The organism is Shouchella lonarensis, assembly GCF_900096965.1.
Lineage (GTDB): Bacteria > Bacillota > Bacilli > Bacillales > Bacillaceae_D > Shouchella > Shouchella lonarensis.
In genome coordinates this window covers 63,708-87,967 of record NZ_FMYM01000003.1, presented here as the reverse complement: position 1 = coordinate 87,967, position 24,260 = coordinate 63,708, and the positions used below count along the sequence as shown (strand labels likewise).

Here is a 24,260-nt window from a genome sequence, read left to right as displayed (position 1 = left end):
TAACTATATTACCACATAATCACACACTCCGCGCCAATAATCTGCAACTTTTTTTATTGAGGGTGTCTTTTTTGATCACACATTTCAGTGAGCACTGCTTTTGCCTCACTCATTTGCGCAATGGCCTCGTTCATCATTGTCGTGAATAACACTGAAACTGACGGCATTTCGGAAATTAAACCGGCCACTTGTCCACTGTTCATGAAGCCGCGTTGCTCATCTCCTTCAAGGGTTCCTTTTACATGAGCCACTTCTGATGTCATTTCCACATACTCTTCTATAGAGAGGGTGGATTCTAAACGGTGAATATTTTCACTATACGTCCCTTTTAACACGCGACGCACTTGACCGAAATGCCGTCCAATCACAATCGTTTCTTCATCTCCCGCCTCGATAATGCGTTGTTTATAGCGATCATGATACGGGGCTTCCTTTGTCGCGATCAACCTCGTTCCCATTTGCACGCCAGACGCACCAAGTGACAATGCGGCCGCAAGCCCGCGCCCATCAGCAATGCCCCCAGCAGCGACAACCGGAATGTTGACACGGCTTGCGATTTGCGGAATTAACGTAAATGTCGTCAGTTCCTTAGGCGAATTAATGCCTGCCGCCTCGAATCCTTCTGCGACGAGCACATCTGCGCCACTTGCTTCAGCACGCAGTGCATGGCGGACGGTCGCAACAACACACATGACCTTTATGCCAGCGGCTTTTAACCGCGCCATATACGATGCTGGGTTTCCAGCAGACAACGAAACAACAGGGATTCGCGCACGAATGACAAGATCAATGAGTGCGGGAACATCTTGTTTCATATTGAGAGCGATATTGACTGCGAATGGGCGTGCTGTCCGGGTGCGGGTCTCTTCAATCAACTTCGCTACTTCTTCCGGTGACCGTGTACCGCAACCAATCGTACCGAGTCCGCCCGCTTCGGAAACGGCTGCGACAAGTGCTGGATGACTAATGTTTCCCATTCCTCCTTGGATGAGTGGGTACTGTATGTTTAATATGTTACAAAGCTGCCTCACTGTTTCCCCTCCTCCTTTCCACTCCATTCACGTGCTTCACGGGCAATGAGCGGATGATCCCGTGCATCATACGTCGTTGTTTTCCGCGCCAAATCATTGTCCTCTGCAAAAATGCTTTCAAAAAATTGACTCGCGGGTACCGCTAATAATTCATAGTACCGACGAAATAGCTGCATTGCTTCATGTCCTTGCCACCTAGGGGGACGTAATTGTTGTGGTAACCCAGGATCAATGAACAAAAACTTGCGGTACTCATGGACAAGCTTCGTACGGGCAACGAAACAAGCAGCGGCGTCGAGCTTTCCGGTACGGAGCGCTTGCTCGTGTTGACGAAACAATACACCATACCCGTCCATAAATTGCGTATACTTTTCATTAATTGTCGCCAAGGACCAGCTTTGCGCTACCAACGCTTCATTCGTCCTTGTACCTTTGTAAACCGCTTCAAAGTAGTCGACCTCATGGGCAACCTCATATTTTTCAATGAGTGCATCGACTTGCTCATCTAAGCAATGCGGAGAAATAAAACAGCCGCTCGCAAACTGACCGAAGCCACTCCAAAGCAATTCTTGTTTTAATGTCTCGCGAACTTGTCGCGCGCTCGTCGGAATTTGGTGCATGAACAAACGCCATTTTCCATCCCACTGATATTGCTCAAATTTGAAAATCCGCTTTGCTGCTTCATCAATGCGCGCCACACCACGAGAGGTCAACGAATAATAGCTTTTGGTGCCGTCTTTGTTAGACTTGAGCCACCCTTGTTTCACCATCCGCGAAATTGCGACACGTACCGCTTGCTCATGATGACCAAATTGTTGCAACAAACGAATAAGACTACCGATCCAAATTTGATTCCCGTAATGACGAATGTAATCGCCGTAAATTGTAAAAATTAACGCCCGCGTGTTCGTTTCCATTTATCGCCTCTCTCTTCTTAGTTATTTCATCCGTTCGACAATTACCGCAATGCCTTGTCCAACACCGATACACATCGTTGCGAGTCCATATTGCGCGTCTCTTCGCTCTAGTTCATGCACCAACGTCGTTAAAATTCGCGCCCCACTTGCGCCGAGCGGGTGACCGAGGGCAATCGCACCACCATTCACGTTTACGCGCGTTTCATCCAAACCGAGCGAGCGGATGCATGCCAATGCTTGCGCAGCAAAAGCTTCATTTAATTCGATCACATCCAACTGCGCAATTGTTAAATTGGCACGCTTAAGTGCTTTTTGTGTTGCCTCAATCGGTCCAATCCCCATGAAACGAGGCGCTACACCAGCTACGGCACTAGCCACAAATCGCGCAATTGGCTTCATCCCGAGGGCAGCCGCTTTGTCTGCTGTCATCAATAATAGTGCACTTGCACCATCATTAATGCCGGAAGCATTGCCTGCTGTGATCGTCCCTCCCGGAAAAATTGGTCTCAGCCGTGCCAACGTCTCAACGGTTGTTTCTGGACGTGGGTGTTCATCAACTGTGACTGTCTCTACGTTTCCTTTCGGGTCTTTTGCTACTACTGGCACCATTTCTCGCGCAAACGTCTGTTGGGCCATTGTTTGTTTCGTTCGTGCTTGGCTTTGCGCGGCAAATTGGTCTTGCTCCGCGCGCGAAATTTTATAGCGGCTCGCAACATTTTCAGCCGTTTGTGCCATCGAGTCGGCACCATACATTGCTGCCAATCGCTCATTCGTAAATCGCCAGCCAATGGTCGTATCTTGCAATGTCATTTCTCCACGAGAAAAGGCTATCTCCGGTTTTCCAAGTACATACGGCGCGCGCGTCATGCTTTCCACGCCGCCAGCAATCATCACATCCGCTTCTCCGCAAGCAAGCGCACGCGCTGCATAGATAACCGCGTCTAATCCTGAACCGCATAAACGATTGATCGTACTCCCACCGACTGACACCGGTAACCCCGCCAGTAGTGCCGCCATTCGGGCAACATTGCGATTGTCTTCACCAGCTTGGTTGGCATTCCCAAGAATGACTTCTTCCACCTCATCTGCTGGCACGCTCTCATTTCGTTCCATTAGAGCTGCAATAACTTGTGCGGCGAGATCATCTGGGCGCACGTATTTTAATGCGCCTTTATAGCGTCCAATCGGGGTGCGCACCGCATCGACAATGACGACCTCTCTCATTTCGTCACGCCCTCACTTGATGTCGTATAGTCGTAAATACCGCGCCCTGTTTTCCGGCCGAGTCGCCCTGCTTGCACATATTTTTCCAGCAATGGTGCGGGGCGGTATTTTTCACCGAGTTTTTCGTGCAAGTACCGTAAATTATTTAAGCGTACATCTAAGCCAACGAGATCAACGAGTTCAAATGGCCCCATCGGGTAATGCAATCCCAGTTTGATCGCTTGATCGATCTCTTCTGCCGTGCCAATGCCTTCTTGCAACATATGAAAGGCTTCATTGCCGACAAGTGCGCTCATTCGGCTCGTCACAAACCCGGGGAAGTCTTGAATCGTCACGGTTTTCTTGCCCATTGCATGGGCGATACGCGTCATCGCCTGAACCGTTTCCTCGCTCGTTTCTAGTCCTTTCACCAGTTCCACGAGGGGCATTTTATGAACCGGATTGAAAAAATGCATCGCCATCGTTTGCGCCGGCCGATCACCGTAAGCGGCAATCTCCGTCGGACTCATCGTTGACGTATTTGTCGCAAACAAACATGTAGGCGGGGCATATTGCGACAGTGTTTCAAACACTGCTTTCTTTATGGCCGCCCGCTCAGGCACCGCTTCAATTACCAAGTCCGCTGTCGCCACTGCTTGCTGTAAAGAATGCGCATACGTCAGGCGCTGTTTGGTAGTACGAACTTGTTCTTCCGTAAGCTTTTGACGCGTGAGCGCTTGCGCAAATAATTGTTTCACCTCTTCTTCGGCACTTTGTAACGCTGCGTCGTTAATATCAACTAACGTAACAGAAAAGTGATGCGTTGCTGCAACATACGCAATCCCTCTGCCCATCACACCTGCACCGACAACGACAATATGTTCCATCTCTTTTCGCTCCTTACATGCAAAGTCAGTTGACAAAAGAGGGGGGTGTCCCCCTCTTCATTTAAATGCCAAACGGATTCAGTGGGCGCTTGCCGTAGTAAGATAAAATGCTTTTTGTCTCCGTATACAAATCAAGGGTCTCTATACAAAGTTCGCGCCCAAATCCAGACTGTTTGTAGCCACCAAATGGTGTGCCTGGGAACGCTGAGAACGGGCAATTGACCATGACAATCCCAGCTTCAATCGCATCTGCAACCCGCTTTGTCCGTGCGTCGCTTGTCGACCAAATCGCTGAACCGAGGCCATAAGCAGTGTCATTTGCCAGCTTGATTGCTTCTTTTTCATCCTTAAAAGTGGACACGACAACGACAGGACCAAAGATTTCTTCTTTCACAACATCCATCTCTTGCGAAACCCCTGTTAATATTGTCGGCTCATACCAGCAACCACCTTCAAAGCCTGGCACCACGGCGCGTTTTCCACCAGTGACCACTTCTGCACCTTGTTTGATCGCTGACTGAACGTATGCATCAATCGTTTCACATTGTGCTTCGTCAATGATCGCACCGATATGGGTTCCTTTATCAAATGGATCGCCGAGCTTTAACTGTTTCGCTTTTTCCACAAACCGAGCCATAAACTCTTCATAAATGTCTTCATGCACGTATAAACGTGACCGCGCTTCACACGATTGACCGGTGTTATAAAAAATACCGAACAATGAACCATCCACCGCAGCTTCCATGTCGGCATCTTCAAACACAAGATTTGGCGATTTCCCGCCTAATTCAAGCGTTACACGCTTCAATGTTTTCGCCGCCATCTCCATAATGTGCTTGCCGACTTCGGTTGAGCCGGTAAACGCAACTTTATTGACGTCTTCATGGGCAACCATATATTCGCCGACTTCGCGTCCAGCACCAGGGACGATGTTCACGACCCCTGCAGGCACACCAGCTTCTGTGCATATTTCTCCTAAAATTAACGCTGTCAAAGGCGTCAAACTTGCCGGTTTCACGACAATGGAACAACCTGCCGCAATGGCCGGGGCAATTTTCCACGACGCCATCATAAGTGGGTAATTCCACGGAATGATTTGAGCACAAACGCCGATTGGCTCTTTTTCCGTGTAATTGTGGAATTGTCCCGGGACATTGTTCACCGTCCCGCGGTGGCCAACGATCGCACCCGCATAAAACTCAAAGTTTTCAATTGCCTGGTGCACTTGGCCTTGCGCTGCCGATAGGGCTTTCCCAGTGTCTAACATTTCTAGCTCAACAAGTTGCGCGAACCGCTCGCGCATGAGATCAGCAATTTTATGCATCACTTTCGCGCGCCGGCCGACGGGGTACTTTTTCCACTTGCCATTTTCAAACGCGTCACGTGCAGCGGCAATCGCACGGTCGACATCGACAGTCGATGCTTTCGCCACTTCGGCAACCACTTCCCCTGTTGCGGGGTTGACAGTCGTCATTGCCTCGCCCCGCTCACTACTTACCATTTCACCGTTGATGAATAATCCGTAAAAATCACGTTTCATTTCTTTTGCTTGCGCTGTCACTTCTGTTTGGTGCGCCACTTCAACATTCCTCCTTTTTCATTCACTTCCCTTTAAACTGCGGCGTGCGCTTGTCCACAAACGCGCACATCCCTTCTGTTTGGTCCTCTGAAGCAAATAATGCATAAAAATTTTTGCGCTCATAGCCCATGCCCTCTCGCAGTGGCACATCGACCGCATAATTGACTGCGTCTTTGATCATCCGTAAAGACAGCGGCGGCTTTGCTGCGAGTGTCGTCGCGTACTTGTGTGCTTCTGATTCAAGCGCCTCAGGATGGACGACATCTATGACAATTCCGCACGCTTTTGCCTCATCTACTGCCATCCGTTCACCTGTTAATAGCCAGCGGAGTGCCCTTGTGCGCCCAATCAACTTTGTTAACCGTTGCGTCCCGCCAGCCCCGGGCATGACACCTAGGTTCACTTCAGGAAAGGCGAAGGTCGTGCCCTCTGCAGCGATGAGTAAGTCACAACAGAGCGCAAGTTCGAAGCCCCCACCAAACACATAACCGTGTACCGCACCGATCAATGGCTTTTTTAACGATGCGAACTGATCCCAATCCGCAAATTGATTGAGCAACTCAAGCGAGATCGGCGTCTCACTCACCATTTCATCAATGTCGGCGCCCGCTGAAAACGCGCGTCCTTTCCCGGTTAACATGAGCACACGCACCTCGTCATCACGGTCGTACATTGTGAGTGTGGAAACAATCTCTTTGACCATCACCCGATTCAGCGCGTTAAATTGATTTGGACGGTTCAGCTCAATGCGCGCAACCCCATCTGTCACCGATGTGTCAATATAATCGTACATGCGCCACTTACGCCTCTTCACCAATCATTAACGTCACAAGTTTCCCGGCAAAGCCCATTAAATCTTTCCCCGACGCTTTTCCTTCTTCAGAGCGCATCCCTTTTTTCATATCATCCATGCTGTCATAAATCATTTCACACATAAGGTAATACGGCGTCTCGCCCCCCATTGGTGAACCCGTAAATTTCGTCACTTTCATTTCTTTTAACCCAGGAATCTTCGCTGTTAACGGCGCATGAACCTCAAAATAATGCTTGTCAAATGCTTCCTTATCCTCTGGATGCTTATACATTGCGACTAGTTTTGCCATTGTCAATCTCTCCTTTTTTTATGATGATAGGGTAGCGATCGGTTTCATCGCTTCAAACGGATTTTTACACGTTTTGCAATACAAAATGCTCCGACAAGCTGTCGGTCCAAACAAATTATCAAGCGTGACATACGTTGAATCACAATAAGGACACGCGACATGCCACTCACCATTTTCAGCCGGCATCGACGGGGGGGGCGCAATGCCAAATGCTTTTAAGGCTTCCCGTCCGCGATCTGTAATCCGTGCCGATGTCCACGGTGGATGACGAACAAATGCCACGGTTACCTCACCAATGCGTGGCAGCGCACGCAGCCTATTTTCAATGTTTTGTTGAATGATAGACAGCGCCGGGCACCCAAGAAATGTCGGCAAAATGGTGACCGTGACATTCGCTTCATCTATGACGATCTCTTCAACCATGCCAAGATCAACAATACTCACCGTCTCTATTTCCGGATCTTTGACGTGTCTTAGTTGTTGCCAAACATCACTTTCTTTCATTTCCGCGCCCCCTTTGTCACCACGCCGCCGTGACATCGGTGCAATACACTTCAGATAACGTCGCAAGCGCCGCGGTCAAGTCGTCTGTATGAATGTGGTTGCGCCCATTCTGCTTGCATGTATATGCGAGCATGTCTTCATTTAATCCGACAGACTGAAGCACGTGACCGACCGTCTCGGTAAAACGTGCCGCAAGTTCTTCCTCTGTTTCTATCAGCTGTGCTGCTTCGATCTTTGCGGCATCATGACCATATGAAAACAAGTCACCGAAGTCTTCCATCACCCGCGCAATTGCTGTTGTCATCCTCACCTTCGCTTCATCGTTTGCTTGTATGAGCGCGACAAACCACGTCTTCCAGTGAAAGATATGATAGTGAAGTTCCATATTCACCTTTGTGGCAATCTCTCTTAATGGTTCACACGCGCTGTTTTCAAGAGAATCCATCTTAATTTTCTTCGCTTCTGTATAAAAATAGTTTCGAACGACCGCATAAGCGAAGTCATACGCCGGTTGTCCCATGTAACTGCCCGGTCCATTGACGCGCTCAACGAGTATGCTATTTTTCCGCTCAGTTGCTTTGCGCCCATGAGCCAGCTCATCAACCGTTCCGGCACCAAGCTCGCTTGCAAGCTCATAAAACATCGCCGCATGCCCCATACTATTTTGACTAATTGAAGCCGAGGCAACATCTTCTTCAATGTGCGGGGCAATACCTAGCCATTCCGATCCACGGTAAGCAAACAGAAAATCATCGTCCGCTAATTGCAATGCCAATGTGATGATTGCATCTTGTGCCACTTGACTCATGTTGTATCACCACCCGACCACGACATAATCTCTTTTTCATCCAACACTTTTTGCTCGTACTTGCGCCATTTTTGCTTTAAATAGCCATACCCTTTCGTATTGCGATAATCTTTATTGTCGAGGCGTTTAAGCGTTGCTTTTTCTGTTTCATTCATTGAGCGAATTCTTTTCCGCTCAACGACCCAAATATCCGCAACCGGTTCACGACGCATGAAATTTTCTTGTGCCATTGCAAGTGCCAATTCTGAATTTGGGGCGACGAGACTGAACTTATGGGTCAGATCAGACGTCTCTGTTCGCTTACTAAACACTTCGTACTCTTTATAAAAACTTTCTTGCTCCGACATTCATGTGCCCCCTTTCGTTATCGCAACGCTTGTCGCACCCAGGCATGTTCATCGTAAGCTGTTCGACGTAATTGTAGACGCTCTGTTGAGCGCGGCCCTTCATTTCGCGTGATTTTCTTAAATTCCTCCCAGTCAGGCTCTTTGTATGTCCATGTTTTCGTTGCCTCATCGTATCGCAATGTGGGATCCGGCAGCGTCAACCCGAGCGCTTGCACACGCGGGATGTATTTCGTTAAAAAACGTTGCCGCAATTCTTCATTCGTGTTCGTGCGGATCTTATATTTGATCGTCACATCTTGCTTTGAAGAACCTGTCGTCGCTTTGCTCGCCGGGCCAAAAAACATTAAGAGTGGCTCCCACCAACGGTTGAGCGCTTCTTGTACCATTTCCCGCTGCCGCTTGCTCCCTTCTACGAGCGCCAGCATAATTGACTCGCCATGCTGGGCATGGAACACTTCCTCGGCACAAATCCGCTTTAATGCACGTGCGTACGGGCCATATGAAGCGTGGAGCATATTCGTTTGCGTAATGATCGCAGCCCCGTCTACTAACCAACCGATGATTCCAGCATCTGCCCACGTTTTTGTCGGCATGTGAAAGACGTTATGAAACTTCAGTCTTCCTGAAAATAAGTCATTCATCAAATCTTCACGCCCGCGCCCATCACGTTTCATTAAATCTTCGACCACACGCAAAAGCAATTGTCCATGACCCATCTCATCCTGCACTTTGGCCATAATCCCTAGTTTGCGCCGTAACGTTGGCGCACGTGGCACCCACTCTTTTTCCGGCAGTGCCCCCATAATCTCACTAATCGCGTGCATCGAAATTAATTTGATTAATGTCGTCCGGTATTCTTCCGGCATCCAATCATCTGCTTCAATCTTTTCTCCAGCATCAATTCTGTCAATAAAAGCTTGGTGACGCGCTTCATCTGTCACCGTTCCTTTCGCTATGCTCATTCCACCACCTCTTTCCCTCTTCATCCTAAAAAGCAGGTGCACAATGATCCGTGTGCGTCAAGATAACACTTTTATGTTTATCGTTCACAATTGTGTAACATGAGTCAAGCGTAACACCGTATGAAAGCGCTGTCAAAATGTTTTTCTCGACAGATTTTGCATGGTGGTGGGAGGGGCGGCATTTCTTCTCTTATGTGAAATTCCCAACCTGACAATGATATATAGAGACTTAGAAGCGTACTAATACTTGGGAAACAAAGAGCGAAACACTTACGGTGAAAGAAAAAGGGAATTAAACTGTGTTAGAGGAACGCTTTTTCTGCGGGTTAAACTTGAACAGTGGCTGTTGACACCTTACAAACGCCAAGTGTATAATAAATCTGAACAGAGCATAAACTAAAAAGACCGCAGGTGCTCGGGCGCACCCACGGTCGCGCGTAACTGGATTCCCTTTAAGAGGGACAGCCTATACTAGCAAGTTCAAACCACCCTACCAGCCGTGGCAGCTACAAGGGTGGTTTATTTGTTGGCTTGTTGCAACAAACCGATGACCGATACGATCAAACCACCAAATGCAATCATGAGCACTAGTGCTTGAAATGTCGTCATCGCGCATCACCCCCTTTCTAGAGGGGATGCTGCCCACCCTTAAAGATCCTAGTTACCGCACTATTATCGTAACACAATGAATCTATTTTTGACAATATGATTCAATCAAACATATTTCCACATCCTAATTATGTTTTACTTTCCGCTAAAGCCTCGATACATTGCTCCCTAATGTACCACAAACGCGGTACATCAAATGTCCGATGTAGCTCACGCTCATTTAACCACTGCGCCATCACGGCACGATGGAACGCAAGCTTAAAGTCGCCGATTTGCACAGGGGTAATTTCCTGTTCTACTAAAAACGTGCGGATTGGCTCTCCAGCATGATGAAACCTTGTAAAGTCAAAACGCTTTCCTCGATATTTTAAGTAACAATGTGCCTCCGGAATCGATTGTAATCCATAAGCGTGTAGAACTTGACCGACACCAGGCGTATTACTTTCTTCCATCTCATAGATTCCTGTAAGCAATTTGACTTCCTCGACCGCTTGTTCTATACACAGCGCTGATAATAGTGCGTGCTTTGTACTACACGTCCCTTTTCTCTCAGTCAATACACTTTCGTATTCTGTTCGATCCGTATTTCTCCCGTAAGGCAATTGATGTACAAAAGTTACCGCTTCATGAAAGTTTGTCACGCCTAATTGTAAGAACGTATTTGAAATTTCCCCTCTTAATCGAATTTCAAAACACGGTAACCGCTGACTCATGATGAATGCTCCTCTTCAAAGATTTCCTTTTCCTTGCACTATCTGCGACGTTCCAAATGTTTTTTATTCATCCTCTTGAATCTCTTTTAGAGTTTTTCCATCTTTATCTTTCCAGTATTTAAGACCATTTACAGAAGACCCCAGCACAAATTTTGCCGCAGCAGACGGGCTATGAAAAAGTTCATCCTCTTTCAATATCCCATTCTTACTAATCAAACCTTTTCTCCTGGCTATCTCCCGACGCTCTTTGGTGGCCAACGGAATACTATTAACGTCTTCCTTTTTAACATGACTATTTTTCAGAACAACAAACCCTTCACTCGTTCGTTTCCCTACTGCTTTAAATTCCTGGTCGACTCCCCATGTAAGATATAACTTTAAGTTGTCGCTTGTTACCCGTTTCGGCTCAAACACTTGATGCCCCAATGTGCCCATGATAATTTTTGCGTAATCGATGAATGCCTCAAGTTCACTTTCCTTCTCCTCGGTAATGTTACCGGGAGTAGGTTCATTACCATTTTTAACTTCATACCGTTGTGCCTTTACGGCCATAGAACAAAAGCGGTTTTCGAGATAACTGATTTCAGTTGGACCGAAGGAATTATTCGATGTAGTGAACACGACTACCTCTGTCCAGTATCCCTTTTCAGGATTGCGTTTGTGCTCCTGCAAACGACTAAGAATGCCTTCACCATTTTTTCGCACACCCGCTTGACCGATGTAAACGACATTTTCCTCTGTTTGATCAGACGTACCAAACAGAAAATAAACGCCGCTTTGAGAAAGATGCTCACGCTCTTTGCACTTCTCAAGCTCAGTGCGCGGAATTTTATAAACGACGCCAGTCCAATTCGCAAGCGTGCATTTCACCCGCCCATTCGCATGACCATCCATTAAAAACAAGTTGATACTTTTCCCACGTACAGTCATAATCTCTCCCCCGTAATCTCTCTCTTAGATGATACCGCCGACTCATGATGAGCGCTCCTCTTCCAAAAGCTCCCCTTCATGAAATAGCGCGTCATCTTCTTCCTCTTCAAACAGTGCAAACGACTCGAGCGGTGGCAAATCAGCGCGCGTTTCCAATCCGAAATGGTCGAGAAACGCCGGCGTCGTTCGGTACAGTAATGCCCGTCCTGGCCCTTCCGCACGGCCGCATGTCTCAATTAATTGCTTTGTCACAAGTGAAGTGATCACTCTCTCCGAATTGACCCCACGTACTTCGTCAATTTCAACGCGAGTAATTGGCTCATGGTAAGCAACCATCGCTAACACTTCTAATGCCGCCCGCGATAATTGGCTACGAATAGGCGAAGCAGCCAAGTCTTTATAAAGATGTGCGTGCTGTGCTTTTGTCGTCAGACGGTACCGGTCCCCTAAACGGGCGAGGCGGATCCCGCGGTCGTCTTGTGCCATCCTTCCAGAAAGTACGATTAATGCGGCATCTATTTCCACTTCCGGGCAGTTAAGCAACGTTACCATTTCTTTTACGGACAGCCCTTCCTCTCCGCTTACAAATAAGAGCCCTTCCACCTGCGCCAATAGATCAGTCTGCATAAGCTGCCTCATCCCTTATGTAAATCACCATATCTGTAAAATTCCTTTCTTGCACACAGCGAACAACCCGTGTTTTCATTAACTCCAACAACGCCAAAAATGTCACGACGATATCGGCGCGATCACCTGATGCGAGCAATGTTTCAAAGGCAGTTCGTCCCGAGCATGCCTTGAGCTGCGTAGCAATCTCCTCCATACGCGCTTCTACCGACACGACTTCACGCTGAATTACTTTTAACTTCGGTGCTCGCACACGCTGTCGCGCCAACATTTGTTGAAATGCACGGACCATGTCCGCGACACCGACATCGCCAATTTGTAAGGCACATTTCTCTTCTTCATTTAAAAATTCATCCAGCGACTCCGGCGGGCGCGTATAAACAATGTCTCGTTCCTGCGCCGTCTGTTGCAATGATTTGGCTGCCTCTTTTAACGTACGATATTCCAGTAATTGCTCTACCAATGCATCACGCGGATCTTCTTCCACCCAATCTTCTCCGTCAAACAACACTTCTTCTCGTTTCGGCAACAATAGTTGGCTTTTCATATGAATCAGTGTCGCCGCCATCACCAAATATTCACTTACGACATCGAGTTCCAACCGTTGCATCGCATGAACATACTGCAAGTATTGATCAGTAATGCGCGCCACCGGAATGTCATAAATGTCAACTTCCGCTTGCGATATTAAATGCAACAACAAATCAAGCGGTCCTTCAAAGGAGTCCACTTTCACCTGGTATGTATCCATGCCATCACCATCATTCTCCTCTTTACTATCGGTCATTATATCATACCAGAAATGAGTGGTCAGGGGCTAAAATTTTCGTCCGAAGACTACGTGCAAAAAGCCGCACGCAAGCGCACGGCCTTTTTACCAGGAGGAAGAGAACCTAGGCTTATTTAGATCCCCTTTTATTGCCTTAAGGAAACTTTATTTCCTTTGTGCAATAATATCAAGCTTTACTGCCGTTGTCAATCATTAATTTCACAAAAAAAAGCGCCATCCACATGCATCCATGTGAACTGCGCTCCTCTTCGTATATACCCTTATTCAGCAAGTGATTTTGCCAAGTTAGCCATTTCGATTGCTGCTGTTGCCGCTTCCCAACCTTTGTTGCCGGCTTTTGTTCCGGCGCGCTCTACAGCTTGTTCGATCGTATCGGTCGTAAGTACACCGAAGATGACCGGGATACCTGAAGTGAGCGACAACGACGATACACCTTTGGCCACTTCATTACAAACATAATCAAAGTGTGGCGTTGAGCCTCGTATCACTGTTCCAAGTGTAATGACCGCATCGTATTTTCCACTCTCGGCCATCTTTTTTGCCGCAAATGGAATTTCAAATGCGCCAGGTACCCATGCCACATCCGCACTTTCTGCCCCGTGGCGCTTCAACGCGTCTTCAGCACCGCCTAATAGTTTACTCGTAATAAATTCATTAAAACGTCCAACGACGATGCCTACTTTCAATCCTGTTGCGACTAATTGTCCTTCATATACGTTTCCCATTTGTCCCGTCTCCTCTTAAAACTGAAGCATATGCCCAAGTTTTTCTGTTTTTGTTTTTAAATAGTGCTCATTTTCCTTCACTGGCGCAAATTGCAACGGCACCCGCTCAACGACTTCTAACTCATATCCTTCTAGACCGGCAATTTTACGCGGGTTATTCGTTAGTAAGCGCATCTTTTTCACACCTAAATCACGAAGAATTTGCGCCCCAATCCCGTAATCGCGCAAGTCAGGCGGGAACCCTAAGCGCTCATTCGCTTCAACGGTATCATAGCCTTCTTCTTGCAGCTTGTAGGCTTTAAGCTTATTCATCAAGCCAATCCCGCGTCCTTCTTGGCGCATGTAAAGCAAGACGCCACGCCCAGCCGCGTCAATTTGCGCCAGCGCGGCATGGAGTTGCGGTCCACAATCACAGCGCTTCGAGCCAAAGACATCACCTGTCAAGCATTCAGAATGCACCCGTACCAGCACCGGTTCGCCAGTCCCAATGTCTCCTTTGACGAGCGCGACACTTTCTTTTCCGTCCAATTCATTCGTATAACCAATCGCCCGGAAATCACCAAATTCTGTCGGCAAGCTAATATCGACTTCGCGCTGAATGAACGTTTCTTTTTGCCGGCGATAATGAATCAAATCTTTAATTGTGATCATTGGTAAGTCGTGCTTATCCGCTAATTTGCGTAATTCCGGCACGCGCGCCATCGTTCCGTCCTCATTCATCACTTCACAGATGACACCTGCCGGCTTCGCACCTACTAGTTTTGCTAAGTCCACCGCTGCTTCTGTATGCCCAGCCCGGCGCAATACACCACCTGCTTTTGCGACTAAAGGAAAAATGTGCCCTGGTCTTTTGAAATCGTCACCGAGTACATGCGTATCAACAAGCGCACGTACCGTAACTGCCCGCTCATGCGCAGAAATCCCTGTCGTCGAACTTGCATGGTCCACGCTCACCGTAAACGCGGTCCCATGTGGATCAGTATTATTTGTCACCATCGGCCCGAGATCAAGCGCCGCAGCCCGCTCTTCCGTCAATGGCACACAAATTAAACCACGTGCATGCGTCGCCATAAAATTGATCGTTTCAGCTGTCGTATATTCAGCCAGTGCTAAAAGGTCACCTTCATTTTCACGATCTTCGTCATCACAAACGATGATCATGCCACCTGCTTTTAATACTGTGAGTGCTTTTTCAATTGTATCAAACATCGGCTCGCCTCCTTATTAACTTCCATAAAATCCGTTCTCTTCAAGCAACTGCGAAAGAGATGTGGAACGATTGCCTTCCTTTGGTTGCAACATCTTCTCTACATATTTTCCGATCATATCACACTCAATATTCACAGGATCACCCGCTTGTTTCATACCGATGATCGTTTCGGTTAATGTATGTGGGATAATCGAGACGGTAAACGTCGTTTCTGACACCGCAAACACCGTTAAACTCGTCCCGTCCATTGCAACCGACCCTTTTTTGACGATGTAATGAATCAATGCTGGTGCTGCGCTCACCTCGAAGTAAACGGCATTATGAGCAGGCGTGCGCCGGACAACTTGACCAACACCATCGACATGCCCAGAAACGATATGCCCACCAAACCGACTAGACGCAAGCATTGCCCGTTCTAAATTGACCGCCGATCCGCGAACGAGATGTGAAAGTGTTGTTGCTTGCACCGTCTCCGGCATCACATCGGCTGTAAACGAAGATGAATCATAGGATGTAACCGTTAAACACACCCCATTCACCGCGATGCTATCGCCTAGATTTACATCTGTTAATACTTTTTGACAACCAATCACCAAGCGCAGGGCTTGACCGGTCTGGTGTAACTGCTTGACCGTGCCAATCTCTTCAATAATGCCTGTAAACACTGTGATTCCCCCTCGCCACAACTTAAAAACACAATAAAACCCTGAAAGAACTTTCCTTCCAGGGCAAGACAAATAAACGTTTAGAAAATATTTTTTCATAAACCGCGCACACCAAATAAACATGTGTGCTCACAACTTCTCCCATCCAGACTCTCACTGTCGGCTCTGGAGTTACACCAGATCCACCGGCTTGCGTGAAGCAAGCACGGGTCACGGACTGAGAGGGACACTCCCTCATCACCGCCGGTAGGGAATTTCACCCTGCCCCGAAGTTATTTTGTATGAAGTTGTCAATTTACTTATACCGAACATACGCACAATCATTTCAACAAAAATTGACACAATGTTCGTGTATGTACTGTCATCATATCATGACTTCCGTTGTAAAAGCAAGTGAAAAAGCTGCCAGCATTGTGCCAGCAGCTTATTTTATATTTACTCTTCTAAGTTCCGTTTTTTCGAAGAGACGAAAGCAAACGTCATGGAAGTTCTTGCGTACAAAACAACGAAAGCCCTACCTCTCAATCGTCCTTACGGCTCCGAAGCCGTGCCAGTGTGAATTGTGTTACAAAAAGTCTTTTTCCTACAATCTTATCTTACTCATCATTTAGGGGGATTTAAATCAAAGGAAGGCATCTACTTCCAATGTGGAGTAGAAAAAAGAAGTTTACTTTCTATATGGTATTTAATCTATTATACACGATAACGAAAAGCATTGCAAGACACTTTTCAAATCCACCAATCATAGCGCTGTAAAAGCGCTTTAGCGATACGGTGCGCTGCTGTGCCATCACCGTAGGGGTGGCGCACTTGACGCATCTTTTCGTAAACTGCGTGCTTATTCAGCAGCGCGCTCGCCATTTCAACAATGCGTGCCTCCTCGGTGCCAACTAATTTCAACGCGCCCACTTCCACCCCTTCTACTCTTTCCGTCACATCACGCAAAACAAGCACAGGCACACCAAGTGACGGTGCCTCCTCTTGTACACCGCCAGAGTCTGTCAAAATTGCATCCGCTTTTGCCATGAAATTATGGAAGTCACGTACACTCAACGGTTCAATTAAATGAATCCGCTCAACCCCTCGTAACATCGCATCCGCCTGCTTACGAACAAGTGGATTCAAGTGGAGCGGACAAACGACATGTACATGACGATCCATCATCACAATCTCTTTCATCGCCCGAAAAATACGTTGTAATGGCTCCCCGATGTTTTCTCTTCGGTGAACCGTTAACAGTAAAAATCGATTGTCACCTATTTTTTGCAATAATGGATGCGTGTAATCTCCTCTCACCGTCAACTTCAGCGTGTCAATCGCTGTGTTTCCCGTCACGACGATCGAATCTTTCCGTCTATTTCCAATCTCTAAGTGCGCTGCCGCTCTCTTCGTCGGCGCAAAATGAATGTCTGCAAGCACACTCGTCATTTGCCGATTCATCTCTTCTGGGAATGGGGCGTACTTCCTATCTGTTCGTAAGCCAGCTTCAATATGACCGATAGCGATTTTCTCATAAAATGCCGCTAAACTTGCTGCAAATGTTGTTGTCGTATCTCCTTGAACGAGCACAATATCTGGTCTTTCTGTTTGAAACACACGCTGCATTCCTTGTAAAATAAGCGCTGTTAAATTGGTCAAGTCTTGCCCTGTCTGCATCACCGCCAGATCACAATCCGGCTTTATTTGAAACGTTGTCAACACTTGATCAAGCATGTGCCGATGTTGACCGGTGACCACCACCGTTGTATGAAATGACCCGACATCCTCCTTCAATGCAGCAATCACTGGTACCATTTTAATCGCTTCTGGTCTTGTCCCGAAAACGGTCATCACTTTTAATCGTCGCTTCATATGATCACCTCTTATCGATCTATCATTAATCTATGCGCCAATTTAGCCACCCAGCACAAACGGAAACATTCACGCATCTTCCCAAAAATCGACTCATACGATAAATATAGCGCGTCTCTCAACGAGGAGGATCGACGGATGAAAAAACAAATGCGTGTGCTCATCGGAAGTCCAGTCAATCAAACCCCACAAATTTTACGTCCTTTTTTAGATATGCTTTCCCACATCGAACAAGAGACAATAAGCATTGATTATTTGTTTCTTGATGACAATGACGATCATACATCGCGTGCACGACTACAAACATTCGCAAAGAAAACCGCACGATGTATTGTCCGTCCTTCAACTTATCCAAAGACGATGCCTTACCATAAAGATGACATGACACACGGTTGGGACGTCTCTTTAGTAAAAAAAGTTGCCACCTTTAAAAACGATATGATCCAATACGCAATAGAAAAAGATTATGACTACTTATTCCTTATTGACTCCGACGTCCTCATCCATCCTCACACCATTGAACACTTAGTCCAAACGGAAAAAGACATCGTCTGTGAAGTGTATTGGACACAGTGGCAGCCGGAATCCATCCCGCTCCCACAAGTATGGATGTGCAACCAATACGACTTATTCCGTCGTGAAGAAGGGGAAGAACTGTCCGCAAGCGAAGAGTCACAGCGAAACCTCTCCTTTTTGAAACAACTGAAAAAACCCGGTCTATATGAAGTGGGCGGCTTAGGCGCTTGCACCTTAATAAGCAACAAAGCACTCACTGCCGGTGTCAATTTCAACGATATTCACAACCTCTCCTTACTTGGAGAAGATCGTCATTTTTGTGTACGCGCCGTCGCGCTTGGTTTCCCGTTGTTTGTAGATACACATTACCCGGCTTACCACATTTATAGAGAAGCAGACTTAGCGGGTGTGACACGTTTTAAAAAAGCATGTGGTTTGAAAGAAGAAGCGCAGCCTGTTTTTGAACAAACGCATCAAGCACCCACCATACAGACAAACAACCGAAAACAGAAATTGACCCTCTCAATGGTCATGAAAAATGAAGCCGATCGTTATTTACAACGAGTGCTAGAAGAACATAAACAATATATTGATGCGGCTGTCATCATTGATGATGGAAGTGATGATGACAGTGTTGCAATTTGCCAAGACGTATTACAAGGTATCCCACTCTACCTCGTCCAAAACAACGTCTCGGCGTTTGAAAATGAAATCAACTTACGGAAACAACAGTGGCATGAAACGATTAAAACTGATCCCGGCTGGATTTTAAACGTCGATGCAGATGAAATGTTTGAATCACGTTTCAAAAACCACATACACGCACTTATTGAAACCGATGACTATGACACAATTTGTTTTCGACTGTATGATTTTTGGGATGACACCCATTATCGTGAAGACCCGTTTTGGTGTGCCCACCTCACTTATCGTCCTTTTTTAGTCAAATATGACCCGAGCAGATATGATACATGGCATGAAACACCACTCCATTGTGGGCGATTTCCTAAAAATGTCCTCGACTCGCGTATATACAAATCATCGTTGCGACTGAAACATTTTGGCTGGGCGAAAGAAGCCGATCGCATCAAAAAATATGAACGCTATTTGCAACACGATCCAGATGGCACATATGGTGTGCTTGAACAATATCACAGCATCCTTGACACCCACCCTCGTCTGATCAAATGGGAAGAATGAGTCATGATAGTTGCAATCCCCCCTCACAATACGGCACAATAAAGATGTAAACGATTACTTTTATATTTTAGATGAGGTGAACCGATGACGAACAACGTAATCATTGAAAAAACAAACACTGGGGTCGGTCGCATAACATTGGCACGAGAGAAAGCATTAAACGCACTTTCTTATGATATGATCGAAAGCATGTTGACGACATTAAAGTCATGGCACCATGACCCTGATGTTCATATCATCATCCTTGAAGGTGCGGGCGAAAAAGCATTTTGTGCTGGTGGCGATATTAAAACATTGTATCAAGCGCGAGAACATGAAAATGGCATTGCCGCTGCCAAACAATTTTTCACATTGGAGTATGAACTAGACCTCCTTATCGCGACATTTGAAAAACCAATCATTGCTTTACTAGATGGCATTGTCATGGGCGGCGGTGTTGGTCTCTCTTACGGCGCGAGCCACCGGATTGTCACCGATCAAACAAAATGGTCCATGCCAGAAATGAACATTAGCTTCTTCCCTGACGTCGGTGCGTGTCACTTTCTCAACCAGTCACCTGGCTATGCAGGACGCTACGCTGCGCTAACGGCCGCCGTCATCCGCGGAGAAGACGCGATGCTTCTAGGTGCGGCTGATCATTATGTCAAAGCGGATGTCCTCTCGAAACTGAAAGAAACCTTGCTTGCCTATGATTGGATTCACACGCCTAATCCAGAAAACGATGTGGATGAACTCATTTCTATTCATGAAACAGCGCCACCTGAAAGCAAATTAAGTAAATGGCAATCAGAAATCGACCAACACTTCTCTCATGAGACAATGGAAGGCATCATTCACTCATTAGAAGCAAGCGACACCGACTTTGCAAAGGAAACAGCAAACACACTTCGTCAATTGTCACCACTTTCATTAAAAGTGACCCTTGCGCATTTACAACAGTCAGCGCACACAACGTTAAAAGAGACGTATGCAAATGACATTCAGCTCGCACTCCAATTTTTAACGTGTCCAGACTTTTACGAAGGCGTGCGTGCTGTATTAATTGATAAAACGAGGCAGCCGACGTATCAGTATGAAACGGTTGAAGCTGTCCCAGACAAAGCGATTGTGCCTTTCTTCGCAACAAATGAAGTCCGATAAAATGAGAAAATTGGCGAGCCATAGCGGTTCGCCAATTTTCATTTCTTAGCAAAAATCCAGCACAAAAATTGAATCTGCTTCCTACTAACCTCCTACCCGTTCCAGCTCTTCCAAAGTAGTTATACATCCATTATCCTCTTTATTCCTGCCCTCATGCCTTAAAGCCCGAACCAAAAAAAAAAAAAACATACACTATTATGAAAGAGTATTCCAATCACATTAAGAAGGGAATGATTCAAGTGTCTCAACCAAACATGCCAAATTTCACGCCCAATATTACCCTCGACCGTGATGATGTTGTCAACTTACTACTCGCATCGATTGCGATGGAGGAAATGGGCTTAGCACACATTATTAATGCGGAAGGAGAGAAGATTCAATATGCCTTAGGGACATTAAACGGTCTCACTGGACCCCCTGCAACACTACAGGAAATTTTGTCGATCAACGAAAGTGCTGCGGACATGCTCGACACGATTTTCAAGAAAGAAATTATCCTTGAATCAAAAATGAAAGCAGCGACAAACATTCCTACGTTGATCGGACCGACGGGTGCGACTGGCGCGACGGGTCCAGCTGGAAGTGTAACAAGTGTGAACAACATCCTTCCTGATGGCTCAGGCAATGTCGTCTTCACCATTGGCGACATTCCAGGAGGCATTGAAAACATCAACGGCATTACTGCCGCGCCTGATGGCAGTTTAACACTAGACGCTGAGGATGTCGGCGCTTTTCCGTATGATGAAGTGCCTTCTGGGAGTGATTTAGATTCGTTTATTACCGCAGGGGTATACAGTTCTGAAGGGAATGCAGGGGGACCTGTGAATGGTCCACTTGGGTTTACAAGTCCAATATGGACATTGTATGTTTCTATCATTACACCGGGACCGACAACATCTATTTTACAATTGCTCATTGGCAACCCGACAATTTATGTAAGAAGCGCAACCGATGATACAGGAACAACTTGGAATCCTTGGGAAGAGCTCGGTACACAAGGACCGACCGGACCAACGGGGGCTGGGGTAACGGGCGCTACCGGCGCTACTGGCGTGACCGGGGCTACTGGCGTTACTGGCGCTACGGGCGCTACCGGCGTTACTGGGGCGACCGGCGTTACTGGAGCCACTGGCGCGACCGGGGCGACCGGGGCTACTGGTGTTACTGGCGTCACAGGTGCCACAGGGGCGACTGGCGCTACGGGGGCCACTGGCGCTACTGGCGCTACTGGCGTTACTGGCATGACCGGACCGACTGGCGTTACTGGACCTACCGGCGTCACAGGTGCCACTGGCGCTACTGGCGCTACGGGGGTGACTGGCATGACCGGACCGACTGGCGTTACGGGAGTGACTGGAGCCACTGGCGTTACTGGACCTACCGGCGTCACAGGTGCCACAGGGGCGACTGGCGTTACTGGAGCCACTGGACCTACTGGCGTCACTGGCGCTACTGGCGCTACTGGCGTTACTGGCGCCACTGGACCTACTGGCGTCACTGGCGTTACTGGAGCCACTGGACCTACTGGCGTCACTGGCGTTACTGGAGCCACTGGACCTACTGGCGTCACTGGCGTTACTGGAGCCACTGGACCTACTGGCGCCACTGGACCTACTGGCGCCACTGGACCTACGGGCGTCACTGGCGTTACTGGCGCCACTGGACCTACTGGCGCCACTGGCGTTACTGGCGCCACTGGACCTACTGGAGCCACTGGACCTACTGGCGTCACTGGACCTCCCGGAGCATTACAACCCGCGATGCTTTATATAGGAGGAAATACGTGGGTGAATGCAATTAACACGTTGACTCATCAGATTGTCGCTACAATTACTGTTAATACCGCTATCGCCCAATGGTCAGGGGGCGTTGCAGATCCACTTCATCACCGTGTTTATTTCTCACATGGGCAGCCAAGCAACGGCGTCGTAAATGCGATTGACACGTTAACAAATCAACTTGTCGCAACATACACAGTAGGTGGTTCACCACGAGGAGTAGATGTGAACCCCTTCACAAATAAGGTGTATGTTGCAAACTGGGCGGTCGGATCTACTAATGCCTGGGTCATCGATGTTGAACAAAATACAGTCTCAACGATTACTTGTGGAACTCGACCGATTCATGTAACGATTGATCCATTAACAAACCTTATTTATGTCTCCAATGACGGAAGTTCAAATGTTACAGTTATTGATGGAGCTAGTGATACAATAACGACTACAATTACATTGACAGGTCAAGTATCTGGAAACTTCGTTGATCCGTTACGTAAAAGATTGTGGATATCTGGATTTGGTCCTAACCTGGTGTATGTGATGGATGTATCCGACATTAATGCAGTGACTACAGTTACAGTTATTTCTGGTGTGGCTAATCCTACCAATATTACAGGAAATTTAATAGATAATCTATTTTATGTCTCAGAACACAATGTCTCCAACATTTCTGTATTTGATGGAGAAACCTTTACACTAGTATCACAGCCAGTCGTTGGCGGTAGTGGTAATGATGGGATATCTCTTAACCCTTATATCATTCTTTTTGGCGGAACCGTTCAAACCAAGCTTGTTTATACAGGGATATATCAAGGAACTAATGGGAATAGTGTTGGCGTCGTAGACCAAGTTACACACCAATTTTTTGATCGCATCCAGACAGCAATGACTGGAAGCGGGGATAGTGGCGGACCGTTCTGGACTGCTGTTGATCCATTTATCACGTAGTTTAGTTTACACGATTGCAGATGAGTAAAGTGAACGTTATTTATCTAAGAGCAAAAATAAACCTCATAAAGTAAGAAAAAGCTGTCCAAAAATTTATATTTCAACTTCGGACAGCTTTTTCTTATTTTCTTTCTCACCTCAACACCGGTCCCGCCCTTAAAACCATCCCCGGCTCATATGCTGGATTCAAAAATGCATTTGGATCACTCGATAAAAGCCGAACAATGCGCCAGTCACCACCATCGATTTGTTCAACGATGAGATGACCTTCCGGACATGAGATCGTCATTTGCGACTGATATGCGCTGGCATCTTCTGGGAAAATATGTTCTAGTGGTACATGTGTATATAAAATCATTCATGCGCCTCCTGTTCACTCCGTTGTTCTTCTATCAGTGCATTCAATTTTTTCAACGCTTGTCCAACCCCACCGACTTCATTAATTAATCCATACTGAACCGCATCTGTCCCGATCACATTTGTGCCAATATCACGTGTCAAATTCCCTTTTGAAAACATTAACTCTTTAAACTTCTCTTCTGAAATATTCGAGTGTGTCGTCACAAATTGAATCACTCGTTCTTGCATCTTATCCAAATACTCAAACGTTTGCGGGACACCGATGACCATTCCTGTCAGTCGGACAGGATGAATCGTCATCGTCGCTGTGTTTGCGATAAAAGAATGATCTGCAGCTGTCGCGATCGGTACACCAATTGAATGTCCACCACCAAGCACGAGTGTGACTGTCGGTTTAGACAAAGACGCGATCATTTCTGCCAACGCCAACCCGGCCTCCACATCACCACCAACTGTATTTAAAATAATTAAAAGACCTTCCATCTTCTTGTTTTGCTCGACTGCCACAAGTTGCGGGATAATGTGTTCATATTTACTCGTCTTATTTTGTGGCGGCAACTGCATATGCCCTTCAATTTGTCCAATAATGGTTAAGCAGTGAATGTTGGATGAACCCATATCAGGGACATTTGTTTGTCCTAATTGTTGCAGTTTATCGACTAACGTACTTTTTTCTTCAGGTTTTTCCACCTTTGGTTCTGTTGTGGGCTGTTCATTTTGCGCCATGTTCACACACTCCATCCATTCCAGCATTTGGAATTCCGTTGCCATCATTCCGACTCCTCGTGCAGTCGACTTCTGTTCCTCACAATCCCGACAATCTATATGTAGTATGATCCGCCAAAAAAAGAATATCC

At 46.9% G+C, this 24,260-nt stretch carries 25 protein-coding genes and 1 riboswitch; of the genes, 3 read left to right on the top strand and 22 right to left on the bottom strand.

Annotation, left to right across the window (positions count from 1 at the left end):
• Window positions 1–53: 53 nt before the first annotated feature.
• From BLT29_RS03540 to wecB, 20 genes are all read right to left on the bottom strand, one after another.
• Window positions 54–1,031 (bottom strand): NAD(P)H-dependent flavin oxidoreductase, encoded by a 978-nt coding sequence (locus BLT29_RS03540; RefSeq protein ID WP_090774948.1) that lies wholly within the window; start codon window positions 1,029–1,031, stop codon window positions 54–56.
• On the bottom strand, window positions 1,028–1,948 hold the full coding sequence (gene paaX, locus BLT29_RS03535) for a phenylacetic acid degradation operon negative regulatory protein PaaX (RefSeq protein WP_090774947.1): 921 nt from the start codon (window positions 1,946–1,948) through the stop codon (window positions 1,028–1,030). The genes BLT29_RS03540 and paaX overlap by 4 nt, the downstream gene beginning before the upstream one ends.
• A gap of 21 nt (window positions 1,949–1,969) precedes the next feature.
• Complete coding sequence (locus tag BLT29_RS03530; protein ID WP_090774946.1) at window positions 1,970–3,172, bottom strand: acetyl-CoA C-acyltransferase; 1,203 nt, start codon at window positions 3,170–3,172, stop codon at window positions 1,970–1,972.
• Entirely contained in the window at window positions 3,169–4,038 is an 870-nt protein-coding gene (locus BLT29_RS03525) for a 3-hydroxyacyl-CoA dehydrogenase (protein ID WP_090774945.1), read from the bottom strand. Before BLT29_RS03525 ends, BLT29_RS03530 begins: the two co-directional genes overlap by 4 nt.
• Before the next feature lie 61 nt (window positions 4,039–4,099).
• Complete coding sequence (locus BLT29_RS03520; RefSeq protein WP_090775119.1) at window positions 4,100–5,578, bottom strand: aldehyde dehydrogenase family protein; 1,479 nt, start codon at window positions 5,576–5,578, stop codon at window positions 4,100–4,102.
• 61 nt (window positions 5,579–5,639) lie between these two features.
• Entirely contained in the window at window positions 5,640–6,410 is a 771-nt protein-coding gene (locus tag BLT29_RS03515) for an enoyl-CoA hydratase/isomerase family protein (protein WP_090774944.1), read from the bottom strand.
• Window positions 6,411–6,417: 7 nt separating this feature from the next.
• Window positions 6,418–6,720: an EthD family reductase gene (locus BLT29_RS03510; RefSeq protein ID WP_090774943.1), complete on the bottom strand. Its 303-nt coding sequence runs from the start codon at window positions 6,718–6,720 to the stop codon at window positions 6,418–6,420.
• Between the two features lie 18 nt (window positions 6,721–6,738).
• Window positions 6,739–7,224, bottom strand: a complete 486-nt coding sequence (paaD, locus tag BLT29_RS03505; protein WP_090774942.1) for a 1,2-phenylacetyl-CoA epoxidase subunit PaaD — start codon at window positions 7,222–7,224, stop codon at window positions 6,739–6,741.
• A 16-nt stretch (window positions 7,225–7,240) separates the two neighbouring features.
• Complete coding sequence (paaC, locus tag BLT29_RS03500; RefSeq protein ID WP_090774941.1) at window positions 7,241–8,032, bottom strand: 1,2-phenylacetyl-CoA epoxidase subunit PaaC; 792 nt, start codon at window positions 8,030–8,032, stop codon at window positions 7,241–7,243.
• Window positions 8,029–8,379 carry a 1,2-phenylacetyl-CoA epoxidase subunit PaaB gene (gene paaB / locus BLT29_RS03495; RefSeq protein ID WP_090774940.1) on the bottom strand — a complete coding sequence of 117 codons (351 nt, stop codon included), beginning with the start codon at window positions 8,377–8,379 and terminating at the stop codon, window positions 8,029–8,031. Before paaB ends, paaC begins: the two co-directional genes overlap by 4 nt.
• A 17-nt stretch (window positions 8,380–8,396) precedes the next feature.
• Complete coding sequence (gene paaA, locus BLT29_RS03490; protein ID WP_090774939.1) at window positions 8,397–9,341, bottom strand: 1,2-phenylacetyl-CoA epoxidase subunit PaaA; 945 nt, start codon at window positions 9,339–9,341, stop codon at window positions 8,397–8,399.
• Window positions 9,342–9,860: 519 nt separating this feature from the next.
• A complete protein-coding gene (locus BLT29_RS13565; RefSeq protein WP_245701044.1) occupies window positions 9,861–9,950 on the bottom strand; it encodes a putative holin-like toxin in 90 nt (29 codons plus the stop codon).
• Window positions 9,951–10,078: 128 nt separating this feature from the next.
• Window positions 10,079–10,663, bottom strand: a complete 585-nt coding sequence (locus BLT29_RS03485) for a hypothetical protein (protein ID WP_090774938.1) — start codon at window positions 10,661–10,663, stop codon at window positions 10,079–10,081.
• Window positions 10,664–10,726: 63 nt separating this feature from the next.
• Window positions 10,727–11,593 carry a GIY-YIG nuclease family protein gene (locus tag BLT29_RS03480; protein WP_090774937.1) on the bottom strand — a complete coding sequence of 289 codons (867 nt, stop codon included), beginning with the start codon at window positions 11,591–11,593 and terminating at the stop codon, window positions 10,727–10,729.
• A 42-nt stretch (window positions 11,594–11,635) separates the two neighbouring features.
• Complete coding sequence (scpB, locus tag BLT29_RS03475) at window positions 11,636–12,220, bottom strand: SMC-Scp complex subunit ScpB (protein WP_090774936.1); 585 nt, start codon at window positions 12,218–12,220, stop codon at window positions 11,636–11,638.
• Window positions 12,210–12,971 carry a segregation/condensation protein A gene (locus BLT29_RS03470; protein WP_090774935.1) on the bottom strand — a complete coding sequence of 254 codons (762 nt, stop codon included), beginning with the start codon at window positions 12,969–12,971 and terminating at the stop codon, window positions 12,210–12,212. Before BLT29_RS03470 ends, scpB begins: the two co-directional genes overlap by 11 nt.
• Window positions 12,972–13,270: 299 nt before the next feature.
• Window positions 13,271–13,735, bottom strand: coding sequence for a 6,7-dimethyl-8-ribityllumazine synthase (gene ribH / locus BLT29_RS03465; protein WP_090774934.1), 465 nt, complete (start codon window positions 13,733–13,735; stop codon window positions 13,271–13,273).
• A gap of 15 nt (window positions 13,736–13,750) precedes the next feature.
• Window positions 13,751–14,944, bottom strand: coding sequence for a bifunctional 3,4-dihydroxy-2-butanone-4-phosphate synthase/GTP cyclohydrolase II (locus tag BLT29_RS03460; protein ID WP_090774933.1), 1,194 nt, complete (start codon window positions 14,942–14,944; stop codon window positions 13,751–13,753).
• 15 nt (window positions 14,945–14,959) lie between these two features.
• Window positions 14,960–15,610, bottom strand: coding sequence for a riboflavin synthase (ribE, locus tag BLT29_RS03455; RefSeq protein ID WP_090774932.1), 651 nt, complete (start codon window positions 15,608–15,610; stop codon window positions 14,960–14,962).
• 129 nt (window positions 15,611–15,739) lie between these two features.
• Window positions 15,740–15,888, bottom strand: a riboswitch (FMN riboswitch).
• A gap of 451 nt (window positions 15,889–16,339) precedes the next feature.
• Window positions 16,340–17,461, bottom strand: coding sequence for a non-hydrolyzing UDP-N-acetylglucosamine 2-epimerase (wecB, locus tag BLT29_RS03450; RefSeq protein ID WP_090774931.1), 1,122 nt, complete (start codon window positions 17,459–17,461; stop codon window positions 16,340–16,342).
• A 138-nt stretch (window positions 17,462–17,599) separates the two neighbouring features.
• Here wecB and BLT29_RS03445 point away from each other — a divergent pair, with 138 nt between their 5' ends.
• The 3 genes from BLT29_RS03445 (at window position 17,600) to BLT29_RS13560 (ending at window position 23,043) form a co-directional block, all read left to right on the top strand.
• Complete coding sequence (locus BLT29_RS03445) at window positions 17,600–19,177, top strand: glycosyltransferase (protein ID WP_090774930.1); 1,578 nt, start codon at window positions 17,600–17,602, stop codon at window positions 19,175–19,177.
• 84 nt (window positions 19,178–19,261) lie between these two features.
• Window positions 19,262–20,317 carry an enoyl-CoA hydratase/isomerase family protein gene (locus BLT29_RS03440; RefSeq protein WP_090774929.1) on the top strand — a complete coding sequence of 352 codons (1,056 nt, stop codon included), beginning with the start codon at window positions 19,262–19,264 and terminating at the stop codon, window positions 20,315–20,317.
• Window positions 20,318–20,556: 239 nt separating this feature from the next.
• On the top strand, window positions 20,557–23,043 hold the full coding sequence (locus tag BLT29_RS13560) for an alpha-helical endospore appendage domain-containing protein (protein ID WP_176763780.1): 2,487 nt from the start codon (window positions 20,557–20,559) through the stop codon (window positions 23,041–23,043).
• A 133-nt stretch (window positions 23,044–23,176) separates the two neighbouring features.
• Here BLT29_RS13560 and BLT29_RS03430 read toward each other — a convergent pair whose 3' ends face one another.
• Window positions 23,177–23,401, bottom strand: a complete 225-nt coding sequence (locus BLT29_RS03430; protein WP_090774928.1) for a YlzJ-like family protein — start codon at window positions 23,399–23,401, stop codon at window positions 23,177–23,179.
• Window positions 23,398–24,129, bottom strand: a complete 732-nt coding sequence (locus BLT29_RS03425; RefSeq protein WP_090775118.1) for a ClpP family protease — start codon at window positions 24,127–24,129, stop codon at window positions 23,398–23,400. The genes BLT29_RS03430 and BLT29_RS03425 overlap by 4 nt, the downstream gene beginning before the upstream one ends.
• Between the last annotated feature and the right edge of the window lie 131 nt (window positions 24,130–24,260).

Coding starts and splice junctions, on each gene's coding strand:
- paaX (WP_090774947.1), bottom strand. CDS start 1,948: ATGGAAACGAACACGCGGGCGTTAATTTTTACAATTTACGGCGATTAC.
- BLT29_RS03530 (WP_090774946.1), bottom strand. CDS start 3,172: ATGAGAGAGGTCGTCATTGTCGATGCGGTGCGCACCCCGATTGGACGC.
- BLT29_RS03525 (WP_090774945.1), bottom strand. CDS start 4,038: ATGGAACATATTGTCGTTGTCGGTGCAGGTGTGATGGGCAGAGGGATT.
- BLT29_RS03520 (WP_090775119.1), bottom strand. CDS start 5,578: ATGAAACGTGATTTTTACGGATTATTCATCAACGGTGAAATGGTAAGT.
- BLT29_RS03515 (WP_090774944.1), bottom strand. CDS start 6,410: ATGTACGATTATATTGACACATCGGTGACAGATGGGGTTGCGCGCATT.
- BLT29_RS03510 (WP_090774943.1), bottom strand. CDS start 6,720: ATGGCAAAACTAGTCGCAATGTATAAGCATCCAGAGGATAAGGAAGCA.
- paaD (WP_090774942.1), bottom strand. CDS start 7,224: ATGAAAGAAAGTGATGTTTGGCAACAACTAAGACACGTCAAAGATCCG.
- paaC (WP_090774941.1), bottom strand. CDS start 8,032: ATGAGTCAAGTGGCACAAGATGCAATCATCACATTGGCATTGCAATTA.
- paaB (WP_090774940.1), bottom strand. CDS start 8,379: ATGTCGGAGCAAGAAAGTTTTTATAAAGAGTACGAAGTGTTTAGTAAG.
- paaA (WP_090774939.1), bottom strand. CDS start 9,341: ATGAGCATAGCGAAAGGAACGGTGACAGATGAAGCGCGTCACCAAGCT.
- BLT29_RS13565 (WP_245701044.1), bottom strand. CDS start 9,950: ATGACGACATTTCAAGCACTAGTGCTCATGATTGCATTTGGTGGTTTG.
- BLT29_RS03485 (WP_090774938.1), bottom strand. CDS start 10,663: ATGAGTCAGCGGTTACCGTGTTTTGAAATTCGATTAAGAGGGGAAATT.
- BLT29_RS03480 (WP_090774937.1), bottom strand. CDS start 11,593: ATGACTGTACGTGGGAAAAGTATCAACTTGTTTTTAATGGATGGTCAT.
- scpB (WP_090774936.1), bottom strand. CDS start 12,220: ATGCAGACTGATCTATTGGCGCAGGTGGAAGGGCTCTTATTTGTAAGC.
- BLT29_RS03470 (WP_090774935.1), bottom strand. CDS start 12,971: ATGGATACATACCAGGTGAAAGTGGACTCCTTTGAAGGACCGCTTGAT.
- ribH (WP_090774934.1), bottom strand. CDS start 13,735: ATGGGAAACGTATATGAAGGACAATTAGTCGCAACAGGATTGAAAGTA.
- BLT29_RS03460 (WP_090774933.1), bottom strand. CDS start 14,944: ATGTTTGATACAATTGAAAAAGCACTCACAGTATTAAAAGCAGGTGGC.
- wecB (WP_090774931.1), bottom strand. CDS start 17,461: ATGAAGCGACGATTAAAAGTGATGACCGTTTTCGGGACAAGACCAGAA.
- BLT29_RS03445 (WP_090774930.1), top strand. CDS start 17,600: ATGAAAAAACAAATGCGTGTGCTCATCGGAAGTCCAGTCAATCAAACC.
- BLT29_RS03440 (WP_090774929.1), top strand. CDS start 19,262: ATGACGAACAACGTAATCATTGAAAAAACAAACACTGGGGTCGGTCGC.
- BLT29_RS03430 (WP_090774928.1), bottom strand. CDS start 23,401: ATGATTTTATATACACATGTACCACTAGAACATATTTTCCCAGAAGAT.
- BLT29_RS03425 (WP_090775118.1), bottom strand. CDS start 24,129: ATGGCGCAAAATGAACAGCCCACAACAGAACCAAAGGTGGAAAAACCT.